At 41.0% G+C, this 12757-nt stretch carries 16 protein-coding genes and 1 pseudogene; 7 read left to right on the top strand and 10 right to left on the bottom strand.

Features of this window, described 5'->3' with window-relative positions; translation table 11 throughout:
- Together RRG12_RS35695 and RRG12_RS35700 are read right to left on the bottom strand one after the other, a co-directional pair.
- The coding region (locus tag RRG12_RS35695; protein ID WP_420762483.1) for a hypothetical protein at window positions 1-775 on the bottom strand (775 nt) is incomplete at its 3' end.
- A 184-nt stretch (window positions 776-959) separates the two neighbouring features.
- Window positions 960-1799: pseudogene (locus tag RRG12_RS35700) on the bottom strand (transposase); the annotation flags it as partial.
- Window positions 1800-2343: 544 nt separating this feature from the next.
- Between RRG12_RS35700 and RRG12_RS35705 the strand changes: the two are divergent.
- The gene (locus RRG12_RS35705; protein ID WP_420762484.1) at window positions 2344-3051 is read left to right on the top strand and encodes a M15 family metallopeptidase; all 708 of its coding nucleotides are present in this window, start codon (window positions 2344-2346) and stop codon (window positions 3049-3051) included.
- A 5-nt stretch (window positions 3052-3056) separates the two neighbouring features.
- Here RRG12_RS35705 and RRG12_RS35710 read toward each other — a convergent pair whose 3' ends face one another.
- Together RRG12_RS35710 and RRG12_RS35715 are read right to left on the bottom strand one after the other, a co-directional pair.
- Window positions 3057-3533, bottom strand: coding sequence for a TspO/MBR family protein (locus RRG12_RS35710; protein ID WP_420762485.1), 477 nt, complete (start codon window positions 3531-3533; stop codon window positions 3057-3059).
- A gap of 90 nt (window positions 3534-3623) precedes the next feature.
- Window positions 3624-4097, bottom strand: coding sequence for a TspO/MBR family protein (locus tag RRG12_RS35715; RefSeq protein ID WP_420762486.1), 474 nt, complete (start codon window positions 4095-4097; stop codon window positions 3624-3626).
- 311 nt (window positions 4098-4408) lie between these two features.
- On the opposite strand from RRG12_RS35715, the gene RRG12_RS35720 reads away from it, so the two are divergent.
- On the top strand, window positions 4409-4978 hold the full coding sequence (locus RRG12_RS35720; protein ID WP_084227106.1) for a DUF3611 family protein: 570 nt from the start codon (window positions 4409-4411) through the stop codon (window positions 4976-4978).
- 313 nt (window positions 4979-5291) lie between these two features.
- The gene (locus RRG12_RS35725) at window positions 5292-5531 is read left to right on the top strand and encodes a hypothetical protein (protein WP_256090976.1); all 240 of its coding nucleotides are present in this window, start codon (window positions 5292-5294) and stop codon (window positions 5529-5531) included.
- 483 nt (window positions 5532-6014) lie between these two features.
- Here the strand turns inward: RRG12_RS35725 and RRG12_RS35730 are convergent, their stop codons facing one another.
- The 4 genes from RRG12_RS35730 to era all read right to left on the bottom strand — a co-directional run bounded on the left by RRG12_RS35730 (window position 6015) and on the right by era (window position 8880).
- Complete coding sequence (locus RRG12_RS35730; RefSeq protein ID WP_069070466.1) at window positions 6015-6647, bottom strand: YdeI/OmpD-associated family protein; 633 nt, start codon at window positions 6645-6647, stop codon at window positions 6015-6017.
- Between the two features lie 45 nt (window positions 6648-6692).
- Entirely contained in the window at window positions 6693-7133 is a 441-nt protein-coding gene (locus tag RRG12_RS35735; protein WP_420762487.1) for a GNAT family N-acetyltransferase, read from the bottom strand.
- Window positions 7133-7810: a response regulator gene (locus tag RRG12_RS35740; protein WP_069070468.1), complete on the bottom strand. Its 678-nt coding sequence runs from the start codon at window positions 7808-7810 to the stop codon at window positions 7133-7135. Before RRG12_RS35740 ends, RRG12_RS35735 begins: the two co-directional genes overlap by 1 nt.
- Before the next feature lie 95 nt (window positions 7811-7905).
- Window positions 7906-8880, bottom strand: coding sequence for a GTPase Era (gene era / locus RRG12_RS35745; RefSeq protein ID WP_420762488.1), 975 nt, complete (start codon window positions 8878-8880; stop codon window positions 7906-7908).
- Window positions 8881-9306: 426 nt separating this feature from the next.
- Here era and RRG12_RS35750 point away from each other — a divergent pair, with 426 nt between their 5' ends.
- Both RRG12_RS35750 and RRG12_RS35755 read left to right on the top strand, forming a co-directional pair.
- Window positions 9307-10389, top strand: coding sequence for an ATP-dependent 6-phosphofructokinase (locus RRG12_RS35750; protein WP_420762494.1), 1083 nt, complete (start codon window positions 9307-9309; stop codon window positions 10387-10389).
- Window positions 10390-10555: 166 nt separating this feature from the next.
- Window positions 10556-10993 (top strand): hypothetical protein, encoded by a 438-nt coding sequence (locus RRG12_RS35755; RefSeq protein WP_420762489.1) that lies wholly within the window; start codon window positions 10556-10558, stop codon window positions 10991-10993.
- A gap of 574 nt (window positions 10994-11567) precedes the next feature.
- On the opposite strand, the gene RRG12_RS35760 is transcribed toward RRG12_RS35755, so the two are convergent.
- Entirely contained in the window at window positions 11568-11960 is a 393-nt protein-coding gene (locus RRG12_RS35760) for a hypothetical protein (RefSeq protein WP_420762490.1), read from the bottom strand.
- Window positions 11961-11976: 16 nt separating this feature from the next.
- On the opposite strand from RRG12_RS35760, the gene RRG12_RS35765 reads away from it, so the two are divergent.
- Both RRG12_RS35765 and RRG12_RS35770 read left to right on the top strand, forming a co-directional pair.
- On the top strand, window positions 11977-12165 hold the full coding sequence (locus tag RRG12_RS35765) for a hypothetical protein (protein WP_094347334.1): 189 nt from the start codon (window positions 11977-11979) through the stop codon (window positions 12163-12165).
- Window positions 12162-12452 carry a type II toxin-antitoxin system RelE/ParE family toxin gene (locus tag RRG12_RS35770; RefSeq protein WP_420762491.1) on the top strand — a complete coding sequence of 97 codons (291 nt, stop codon included), beginning with the start codon at window positions 12162-12164 and terminating at the stop codon, window positions 12450-12452. Before RRG12_RS35765 ends, RRG12_RS35770 begins: the two co-directional genes overlap by 4 nt.
- 37 nt (window positions 12453-12489) lie before the next feature.
- Here the strand turns inward: RRG12_RS35770 and RRG12_RS35775 are convergent.
- The coding region (locus RRG12_RS35775) for a hypothetical protein (RefSeq protein ID WP_420762492.1) at window positions 12490-12757 on the bottom strand (268 nt) is incomplete at its 5' end.

Raw genomic sequence — 12757 nt, forward strand, 5'->3', positions numbered from 1 at the left:
CCACGACTACCGCCACGACTACCGCCACGACTCCCGCCACGACTACCCCCACGCCGAACGCCACGCCGAACGCCAGGACTACCGCCAGGAATCCCGCCACGACTCCCGCCACGACGGGCGCATCATCACTATTTTCTATAATTTCTCTTGCTAGAAATAGGATAAAGCTTGTCATTCCACTTACTAACAACAGAAACAACCAGTTTTGAGTTGCTAACCACGCTCCTAACATCACACTGATTGTTCCTCCCACCACCATCACATTACGAGCAAGGAAAAGATGTTCTCTTTTTAACAGTTGCAATATTAACCAAACAGTTAATGATATAGATACTCCAAAAACTGCAAGACCTATCCCGATTCGAGGTAAAGGAGGTAAAACTTTAATAGCTTCCATTAAGCCCTTTAACCAACTATCAGGCTGATTTAATACAACTATCAACCACAATGAGGGGATAACTAATCCTAAAGGTAAAAACAAAGCTCCTGTTGCATAAGCAATTAATATTACACAAGGTAACTGTAACCAATTCAATGATTGATTATCCTCAATCAGTTTTAAAATAAGAGGGATATTAAAAATAAATAATAGTAATAAATACTGACTAAGAAATCGTACATTTCCAACAACTAAAATAGTATAAAAACTTGTGTCTGGTCTGCGTCCATCTATTTCTTTTCGAGGCAACCATTCATTCATTCGTTGCTGAAGCCTTGAAGGACAAAACATTGCCCACCAAAATAGTTCCCAAGTTTCTCGCAAAAACAGCAACATTTTTTATATTTAATGTTTGAATCTTTGACTTCTTGCTTTATCTTTGACCTTTCACAAACTCTGCAAAAACACTGCTAAATAAACCTCCATTCTTCCGTAATAACCCATGACGCTGAAGCCTATCTACAATTGCTAGATTAGGAATAGGTAAATTACTCTCTCCCAACTTATAACGCGATGCTAAACGTTCAACTTCAGTTAAATCTTTCCAAAGTTCTTTAAAATGCGGTTCTATCCCTCCAAATCGCTGACCATAAATTTCAAAAGTCTGTAATGAGGGAGGTACATCTGAGAGGACAGCCCAAGGCTGACTCGCCAGGGATAAATGGGCGGTTGCCAGATGGCACTTTATGTCTTGTAAAACCGTGACTTCTGGAAAAAGATAAGCTTGTCCCTCTGGGGGAAGAAGATCAGCAACCGCAGCAGTTTTACCATTGGAGTGCGTAATGTTCAGGTCAGATTTCGCACGAATAGACCACGACCATTCATGGTCTTGTAACCACCGAATCAACGCACCATGTTCAAACCCTCTATCTGCTAATAATGTCACCCGACATCCCGGCGGCAGCAGTCGTAAAGTGGTTTCTAGCACCGGGCAGTAGTCCTCAAAACCGACCGTGGCACTGCCGTGTGACAACACTGTTTGCCCCAAAGGAATCGAGCGTCCTCCCCAAACTAAACAGACCTCAATTAGACAATACTCATCCCATAACATACTGGTATCGAGTGTTAGCGTCATCGGCATTCCCGCCCATGCTGTCAGAAACTGCTCTAACAGGGGGAAATAGAAGGTTTCGGCGTTGATTTTGGGATTATGGACAAAATAGTTTAATCGCTCCATGTGGCTGCGAGCTTTGCAGTCCCGATGACTCAGATAGGGCAACCAGTGGCTCAAACAGGCACTCTGAGCTTGTAAAATTGCGGCCACATTCTCACAAAACACTTGTAGATGTCTTTGGTCTTGGGGATGAATCCATTGACTTACTTGAGCTTGCAGTTGACGATAAAGATGGGGGACTGACATGGGGTAGTTTTTTGTGTGGAAACTTGAGCATCCCATTTCCTCCCCCTCTTTGTCATCCTTGCCTCAGTAAAATTCCCCATATATCAAGCATTCAGGACTTTTCTGCACCATTAAGGGTACAATAACCCTACCCCCAACTCCTCTTGAAAACGAAAGCTGTTTCATTCCCTCAAAGACTCAAAAAGACTTGTGTTCTGAATGAAAGTACTTGTGTTCTGGACGAAAGTCCTTGTGTTCTGAACAAAAGTCCTTGTGTTCTGAATGAAAGTCCTTGTGTTCTGAATGAAAGTACTTGTGTGTAAACCGTAGGTTCTTCGAGAGGGGACTATGATGTACCTTATGTGATTAGGAAAGGCTATATAACTTTGTATACGTAGCAGATTATTAGCGTTTACCCTTTAGAAAAAAGTTTTTGGTTCACCGTTCAGGATTGAGAAAAATTAGTATTGCACGCAGAAGCGCAAAGGACACAGAGAAAGAAGAGACTTGTTACGCAGAATGCTATGCTTGCGTTAAAATCCGTAAGTCCTGTGTAGCTGACTAGATGAGGCCTTATCATCAAATCCCAATTTTCGAGTCTGGTGAACCGTTAATAGCGATTCCTTTAGAATTGTTTGCGGTGGAATCTCCCCATCCTTATGAAAAATTAGGTGCGCCTTATGGCGATCGCTCCCCTTATTATCTCCGTCAAAGCGTAATTGAAAATTTAATCCAAGCGCAAAATTATCTTGAATTGTTGCATCCTAACTGGCGGATTCAAATTTTTGATGCTTATCGCCCGATCGCAGTCCAGCAGTTTATGGTAGATTACAGCTTCGCCCAAGCAGTGCAGGATAGAGGACTGGCTGAGGTGGAATTATCACCAAACCAACGCCAAGAGATTTGGGAAGCGGTTTATGCAATTTGGGCTGTACCAAGTTTAGATGAAAAAACTCCGCCTCCTCACAGTACGGGTGCGGCGGTGGATGTAACACTGGTAGATGATGCAGGAAAAGTAGTAAATATGGGTTCGCCGATTGATGAAATGTCAGGGCGATCGCATCCCGATTATTATGCCAATAATGACGACCCAGAAGCACAACAGTATCATGCTCACCGTCAGCTATTGCAAGATGTAATGTTAAAAGCTGGCTTTCAACGCAATCCCAGAGAGTGGTGGCATTTTTCTGTTGGCGATCAAATGTGGGCTTGGCTGAATAATCAAGCCAATCCAGCCAATCGTGTCACTGCACGTTATGGGCGTCTTGCATAGATGCGTTATGCATCTTGAGGATTTAACTCTCTTAACTCGTCGGTGGTGTAAGTACCAATGGGAGTCCAAACTAGATAAGGAAGGAGTAACAGCACCGCCATTAGAGAAATTGGCAAAACGCAGATTGCCAGGACAACGGCTAAAATCAAACCAATTAGCCCAAGAATTTCCCCAGCTTTGAGACTGCGAAACCTCAACATTATAGGTATGTAGGCGACGGTGATAATTTCCACCAAGAGGTACAAAGCCATTAGTAGCCAAGTAATTATGCCTCCTGGATTTTTTTGCCAGATGATATAAGCTGAAGCTGCACCGCTAATAAAAATCACAGTCCAGATGAGGGGAATCAAAGGCTCAAAAACTAGCCAGCGAGGGCGACTTAACAGTACAAACCATTTAACATCACGCGGCGTGATTAAGAAACTACCAAGGGCAATGAAAAAAGTTACAGCCCCAATTATTATCCAAGATGGAATCGTCATATTGCGCTCAAGCTTTGTGTATTTTGTCAAGTCATACACTGCAAGTTTGGCAATTTAGGGAATATGTTGAATCATTCGCTGGTGCGAATCTTAGGCATCTTGAGGGTTGAGACTCGCCATCTGCCAAGTGGTATAAGTACCAATGGGACTCCAGAGCAAATAAGGAACTAGTAATAGTGCAGCCCAACCAGAAAAACCTAAGACTGCAAGTATCAATAAAGCACAAATGATCAAACCTGTGCCACCGAGAATTGTACCAACTTTCAGACTGCGAAGCTTAAACATTACAGGCGTATAGGAAATGGTGACAATCTCTAAAAGCAGATATAAACCCATGATTAACCAGGTTGAGGTGCTTCCTGGGTCTTTTTCCCAGACAATATAAGCCGACCAAGCACCACAAATAAATATTACAGTCCAGATAATTGGAATCGCACCCTCAAAAGTTAGCCATCTCGGTCGTTGTAAGCGCTTGAACCACTGGCGATCGCTAGGCGTAATCACATTAGCTGCTAAGGCAACCAAGAAAGCCACACCCCCAATCACCATCCAAGATTTAATCATGACCGTTAGTCCTTTATAAGCGCTATCTATCGCTTAATATCACTCTTTATAGTGTGATTTTGTCAATTTAATTGCTAATTCTTCATCGTCCCTGAGTTTGAAACCTTTAAATCGTTTGGCAGGATTTTAAATTATGGGGATTGGGGACTGGGGACTGGAAAACAAATCTTATCCTAATGCCCAATGCCCCATGCTCATTAAAATTTTATTCCCCAAGATTTTGAGGTGATTATGTCTAGGGATGGGGGTATGAGGCGAATTGTGGAAATAACCTTGGCAGTAGGGGGATTTTAGATTTCATGGTAATTGATATGCAAATAGAATCAGAAACGCGGTCGCTAGCACCAGAAACACGAGGAATTGGTAATACTATTCGCCTTACAGGCTGGATTACTTTGTGGGCACAATTGGCAATTGGAGTAGTTTCGGTCTTTGCTTTGTTGTTTGCCTTGACTGGTCGTCGTTTTGTTCAGCAACAGAATGCCGGTCTTAGCATTGGCATATTTTGGGCCGTATGCGGAATTGTACTGTTGTTATTCAGTCTCTATTGGGATTTTCGTTACACTCGCATAGGCAAAGCTCTAGAAAATCACAATCCGGCTTTGCATCCTAGTAAGCCAGATACAACTAAAATCCTTCGTTTGGGGATAATTGTGGGTTTAGTAGGAATATTATTAACTCTCTTAGGTGCTAGTTCAACTATGTTCGTGCTAATGGCAAAATCTATATCCCAAACTCCAGGAGTAGCAATCAGCGACCCTTACAGGATTATTCGACCGATGGATGTTTTTGTGGCTGTGGCAGATATCACTGGGATTGCTGCTCACTTTGTGGGTACTGTCGCATCGTTATGGTTGTTAGAACGAGTGCATCAACACTAGTACAGTTTTGGATAATTCTTAATTTTGAACTCTGTAATTGAGAATCAGACTTTTAGGCAAAGGGGCAAGATGAGAGAATTAAAACGTAGGGGTGAACCGCTGTTCATTGGTGTCAACTTAACCTACAAGCCAGTCTAGACAAAGCTTTGATAGATTGTTTTGTTCCCAGCTTATGACTGGGAATGTCTATTTTAATGATTTGAATTTTTATCTAAAGATACAATTGAAAGACAAATTCTTATTACTTATGACAGTTACTTTAAATCATCCTAATGAGTGAAAGTAAATATACTTAATAACTGAGGTTCAAAGCATGGACTCAACAGCTAAGGTTCAAACTGTGGATTCGTCCTGGTCTCTTCCACTGCCGTTGAAAGAGTATGCAATGAGCCGAGTAACTGTCTACTTTTATAGCGACAGATGGGTTCCAATTAAATATTGTTCTTTGGAAAAAGCAATTTTGCTTCACCAAAAAGCATATTTAGAAGGCAAGGAAATTTTATTATTTCCTTCTGATTTAGACCCTAATCAATTCTCAAACTCTTTTAACTAAAATGCATTGAGGTAGACTATTTTTCTATTTTTCAAAAATCTTGGCAACAAATCAATCGGTTATAGAGGCGTACATATATATGTACGCCTCTAATTGTAAATGGGATTAAAAATTCGTGTAGACTTTAAAGCCAAAGATGCAGCAGATGGGCAAGTTTATCAAATTTGTATAGCGCAAATGATGCAGATGCTTTAAACATCTTGCTCCAGATCATCTTTAGTGTAAGGCAAGTAAGAGGATGTTTTAAAAGTGGTTGGCTGTAATTTTAGGCACTTGTTGATCCCCCCAACCCCCCTTAAAAAGGGGGGCAAAAAATTCTCAAAGTCCCCCTTTTTAAGGGGGATTTAGGGGGATCTAAAACGTTTTGCTACCAACCAGATGACTTTTAAAACATCCCCTAAGTAGGCTTTTTCACGCTTGAGAAATTCGTAGGTTTGCCAACGGTAAGAAAAGTTGAGCATTCGGCGAACTTCAGCGGCTTTTTTATCGTACCAATGGGTTTTTGTTCGCTGCTGCTGAGTTGACGGTTTGTTCAATTCTCTTCAACCTTGTCTCTGGACGTTTTGCACTGTCAATCCAATAAAGGATATTCTTTTTAGATGAGTTATTAAATGCTTCAAAATACTCTTTGGCAGTTGTGTTTGCTTCTAAGGCTTGCTTTAAATCGAAGGGAATTATTAAGGCTTCGATCGCATCTAAGGAATTCCATGATCCATCTTGTTTTGCAGCTTCGATTTTTTCTAGTCCAACTGTACTAATTAAACCTTGTTCTATAAGTTCTTCAATATATTGTTTATTTAATTTTGACCACACACTTTTCGGCTTTCGAGGTGTAAAGATTTGCATGTAACGTTCTTCATCTAATGATTTGACTTTACTATCAATCCAGCCAAAGCATAAGGCTTCTTTTACCGCTTCGCTATATCGAACACTTGGCTTACCACTTTTTACTTTGTAGTAAATGAGCCAGACACCGAAACAGGTGCGATGGTTTGTCTCTAACCATTTCCGCCACTCTTCACGGCTTGTAGGGCAGAAAGTGAGAAATTCATTTTTAAGTTTGGATGCACCAGTAATCTTACTTTTGCTGAGGTTGATTTCTGTATTTTGCTGCATTTGTTTTATGTTCAATTCGTAATTGATGCAAAACTTCTATCTACTTTAAAATCGTTTTGCCATAAAAATCAAATGCTGGCTTCTTTGATAGCCATGCTTGCTGTAAAAAGCCTCTGCTTGTCCATCCTTGTTAGTCAACAGATAAACCCCAGTGACTTCCATCGTAGTTAGAGTGTCCATTAATTTTTTAAGTAGCTTTGTTCCCATTCCTTGACGCTGCTTATGAGATTGGACACAAATTTCTTCCAGATAAAAGCTTTTACTTATTGGCCCTTGCTTACAATAACCTGCCACAAATCCTAACAGTTCATCCTGTTTGAATACAAATCCGACAAAGCCCGGTGTATTCAGAATTTCAAACAACTTTGTTCTTGCAGTCTCAAAAGTCCATCGCTCATTCCAAGGTTCACTATTGAACACTTCAACATATAAATGAGCGCACTTGTCAAGATATTCAGTAGTAAAGGTTTGAATTTCTTCTGACATCAAACTAACCCAGAACGTAGTGCTACAACTGCTGCTTGCACGCGATCGTCTACTGCTAATTTATTCATAATCCCCCGGACATGAGTTTTGATGGTGTTGGGACTAAGATAGAGTTTTTCGGCAATCTCTGGGTTACTCAACCCGTCTACCATGAGTTTCAACACTTCTAACTCGCGCCCAGATAAGTTGGCGTTGTTGCTAGTGGGTGTAGGCGGTTTGAGATTATCAATCACTCGCCGCGCAATTTGGGGATCGAGATAGGCTGCACCATCAACTGCGGCTGCGATCGCACTTAACAATCGTTCCACACTTGCGCCTTTAATACAATACGCATCTGCACCGCTAGATAGTGCCGCAATAATTTCTGTCTCCGTTTGATGAGATGTCAGCATCACGACATGAGTTGCTGGCAAAGCCGCCTTAATTTGCTGTGTCGCTGCAATGCCATCCAATCGCGGTAATCCAATATCCATAACCACCAAATCAGGTTTGAGTTGCAGTGCTGCTTGAACTCCCAAATAACCATCTTCGGCTTGTCCAACTATCTCTATCTGAGGATGAGCCATTAACGATTGCTCTAATCCCAGTTGCATCATCGGATCATCTTCGACAATTAACACGCGCAATGGCGGAGCATTGACCGGTAAATTTAAGGGATAGCGAATATCTAAAGACATTTTTATTAATTATTTGTCATTTGTCATTTGTCATTTGTCATTTACCTTTTTGACCAATGCCCCATGCCCCATGCCCAATGCCCCATGCCCAATTTCTATTCTTCCACGCGATAACCTAACTCTGCTAGACTAATCCGCGACTGTCGCCATTTTGGCTGGACTTTGACAAACAATTCGAGGTAAACTTTACCAGCAATTAACTTTTGGATTTGTTCACGAGCTTCACTACCAATTGCTTTGAGCATTGCTCCGCCTTTGCCAATGAGTATACCTTTTTGGGAATCGCGCTCAACGTTGATAGTAGCAAGTACACGGGTAATACTAGGAGTTTCTTCTACTAGGTCAATGGCGATCGCTACTGAATGGGGTACTTCTTCACGAGTCAATAATAAAATTTGTTCTCGGATTAATTCACCCATAATAAAGCGTTCTGGCTGGTCAGTTACCAAATCTGGCGGGTAGTATAACGGCCCAATTTCTAAATGTTCAATTAATAATTCTTGAAGTTGGGGTAATCCTGCACTCGTCTTGGCAGAAAATTTCACAATTTCCCATTCATGGGACTGGGCCATCTGGGCGTAACTATCATCTAAATACTGAGAATCGTCCGGTTGTTGGTCGGTTTTGTTCACGCCCAGAATCACCGGTGTTTTGGTGCGACTGAGCAACTCGGCAATATAGCGATCGCCTGAACCACAAGCCACTGATCCATCTACCACAAACAGTATTACATCTACCGATTCAATGGCAATTTTGGCATTTTGCACCAACACTTCCCCCAACTGATGATGGGGCTTATGAATTCCTGGCGTATCTACAAAAATTAACTGCGCCTCTGGTGTAGTTAAAATGCCCCGCAAACGGTTACGTGTAGTTTGCGCTACAGGGGAAGTTATGGCAATTTTTTGTCCTACCAATTGATTCATTAAAGTAGATTTACCGACATTTGGACGACCAACAATACCGATAAAACCTGACTTAAATTCAGGAGGAGCTTGTGGGATTGTTACTTCTCCTGAAAAAGAGAAGTTGTAATTTTCAATACTAGACACCTTTGGCTCCACCCTCATATTTTACAGCTGGGATAACTTGGTTTTTTCTTAGACACAAAACAAGCATAAAAACACCCTAGCATTTTCGAGGATTGATTTTGCTTAGGTTTAATCTACTACTGGCTCTACACTTAACATTTTACAGCTGAGATAACCTTAGTTGTAAAATTCAGGAGTCACAATTCAGTAGTCAGAATGTTAAAAAAATTAAACTCTAAATTTACCTTATTGCGTCGGTAATCATACCAAATCCAGATAATTTCTAACTTTTGGCTGCTGAGTTCTAAATTTTTAAACTTATGTTTTGTTTTTAGACACAAAATAAACATAAAATTACTTTGGCATTTGCAGGGAAGTTTTTTGCTTAGGTTTAATGTTTTGGTAACTTTGGCTTAAGTTTCATCGACTACTCAATATCTTTGAATCAAAATGTCAATAAAAAAGATGGGAGAACGCAAACGTATAGGAATTCTTACCAGTGGAGGTGATTGTTCTGGTTTAAATGCTGTGATTAGGGCTGTAGTAAATTGTGCTGTGGATACTTACGGCTGGGAGGTTTTGGGAATCCGTCAAGCTACTTTAGGATTAATGGCGCGTCCGCCACAATTCACAAAACTGGAAGTTGATCAAGTTGACTCGCTATTAACTGCGGGTGGCACAATGTTGGGGACAACCAATAAAGGCGACCCTTTTGCTTTTCCAATGGCGGATGGAAGTTTGTGCGATCGCTCCGAAGAAATCATTGCAGGTTATCATGAGCTAGGTTTAGATGCTTTGATTGGTATTGGCGGTGATGGTAGCTTGGCAATTCTGCGTCGCCTCGCCCAACAAGGCGGCATTAATCTAGTAGGTATTCCCAAAACCATTGATAACGATATTGGCGTTACTGAACACGCCATCGGGTTTGATACAGCAGTCAATATTGCCACGGAAGCATTAGATAGGTTACATTTTACCGCTGCAAGTCATAGCCGAGTCATGATTTTGGAAGTGATGGGGCGTGACGCAGGACACATAGCAATATCTGCGGGAATTGCGGGGGGAGCAAATGTCATTTTAATTCCCGAAATCCCTTACACAATTGAGCATATTTGCCACAAAATCAAAGAACGCCAAGAGAAAGGCAAAAACTATTGTTTGATAATTGTTTCCGAAGCGGTTCGTACCCACGATGGGGAAAATGTGACGATTACAAATCGCTTAGGTCAATCTCGATATGGTGGAATTGGCGAATATTTGGCAGATAAAATTATTGAACACATTGGTGTAGAAACGCGAGTTACAGTTTTAGGACACATTCAACGTGGTGGAACTGCTTCACCACTAGATAGATTAGTTGCAACAGCCTTTGGCGTAGCGGCGGTTAATCTTATTGCTGAGGGTAAATACGATCGCATGGTGACATGGCAAAATCGCCAAGTATTAAGTGTATCAATTACCGAAGCGATCGCTCAATATAGCGCTGTCGATCCGAATGGTACTTTAGTTAAAACCGCTCGTGGTATGGGTATTTATTTGGGAGACTAAGTAAGTAGGCAGTTTTGTATAGGACTCCTATTTGATTTTTGAACAAGACTCAGTACATCTTTATTCCTTCTTCCCAGTCACCAGTCCCCAATCCCCAGTCCCTTATCTATACGAGTGATTCAAAAATTAAATCGGATTGCTATAGTTGCTTTAAATCTAAAACAATATGAATGCACAATTAACTCTAGATGAAATCAAATCAGCACGCGAATTACTTAAAGAATATGAACCAGCAAATAAAGCTATTGATGCTGTAGAACGTCACAACGGTAATCTCGAAACCTCCTTTGAGGAACTGTGGATTGAGAAACATGGACAATCGGCGATGGGAGTAAAAAAAATCTGGCAAACTACATTAGATGTCTTGCGGGATGAACTTTGCGGAGATGAAGGTTTTCGGGCACGTTTGAGCGATTATACCAAAAGTCCAGAAAATGCTGTGTTACTTACGGCAGCGATTACATCCCTCATGGCTTTAGCTGCAATTCCCCTCGATCCATCGATCGCTACTATTATTATTCTCTACATCGTTAAAATCGGCTTGAATGTTTATTGTAAATATACCGATGTAGGTGACGGGGGAACTTTACCACCAGGGAAATAAAATACAGATGCATTGAAGAAGAATTCAGAAGTCAGAATGGGCTTCGCCCCGCTGCGCTAAGAGGTTGTTTGAAAAGGGTTGACTGTGATTTTAATTGCGTTGTTACCCCCCTTAGTCCCCCCTTGTAAAGAGCAGGGCTGATTCATTCCATTTCAAACAGGATTTGTCAATATGGTTAGCAAGAAAATTGTAAGTACGCGTGACGAAGAGATAAACATTTAAGCACTGAAATATCAGTAAAATAGTTGGTTTCATCGGCACGTCGGTAACAAAATAACTAATTTTCAATTGCTAGAATCCTTGATTTTTAAAGCTCTTTGGGGAATGAAACAGCCCTGCTTGTAAAGAGGGGGGAAACAAGAAAAAATCCGGTTCCCTCCCCTTTATAAGGGGAGGGTTAGGGAGGGGTAAAAAATATTTGATACATCAATCACGACTTTTCAAACATCCTCTGAGATGGATGATTTAGTAACTTGGTTGGAACAGCAACAAAGTAGTTGAAGTTAAATTTATTTTCAGAAAACGATCGCACCTCTCTACAACCCCAAACGCGTAGATGCAACGCAGCTTTTCGTTAGACATCATCCCCAGCTAGATAAGAATCAAGATTGCTAGCGAAATCCTCTGGAGCATTTATCTTGATTTGTTTCAATTTTGACATGAAACTCGGTTTTTTAAGATGTTGTTTAGATTGGGCAAAATCTTGGATTAAAAGATATAGTTCATCTAGATATTCTTCGTTAAGACTATCAATTTCAGCGTGAATTTTATCTTTTGCAGTCATTTCTGCCTTTTTTGTAAATACCATACTCATTGTAACTTTTAAGATAACGGGAGAGCGATCGCACCTCCACAAACTCAAGCGCGATCGCACTTCTCCACAAACCCAAACATAATTCCTACTGCAAGCTTTACAAAGTATGCGTTTCCCCGATTCGTGCGTTGAGCGTACAATATAAAAAAGCAAGTTATCTGCAATCTCTATGGAAAAGCTCAATATTAAAGAAGAAGCTCGAAAGCTAATTGATAAATTACCTGCTAACTCAACATGGGATGACCTCATGTATGAGATTTATGTTAGGCAAGTTGTTGAAGCTGGACTTGCTGAGAGTCAAGCTGGTAAAGTAATTTCCGTACAGGAAGTTAGGGCAAAATTTGGACTACCAGAGTGAAAGTTTTTTGGACAGAAACAGCCGTAGAAAACCTATCTGCAATTTATACTTACATTGCCCAGAATTCACCTCACTATGCAACCAGGATTATTGACCGTATAACCAAACGTTCGCAGCAGCTTGCGAATTTCCCTCTATCTGGTCGAATTGTACCAGAGTTTGAAACCGAGCAAATTCGGGAAGTCATTGAAGGTTCATATCGAATTATCTATTACATCAAACCCGAACAAATTGATGTACTTGCTGTTATACATGGGTCACAGGAAATTACACCAAGTATAGAATGAATAGCGATCGCACCTCCACAAACTCAAACGCGATCGCTCACTCCTCAGTATTGATTATTGCCTCCTTTAATTCCTCCACCGTTGTCCCGAATATCTTCGCTACCTCTCTCAATAAATCTTCATCCTGGGTAGTTTGATAAAAACGGGCAAGATTACGTAGCGAAATACCCAAACCATGCTCGTCATTAAACTCAGTTGTAATTACCAAATCTTGTAGGTAATTGGCTTTTGCTTCCTCTAGTTCTCCTAATTCTTCTGCTACTTTCCCCAGCTGAAAGTAAGTCCTAGCACAACTATAGCGATCG

The sequence above is a fragment of the Nostoc sp. CALU 546 genome (genome assembly GCF_048836525.1).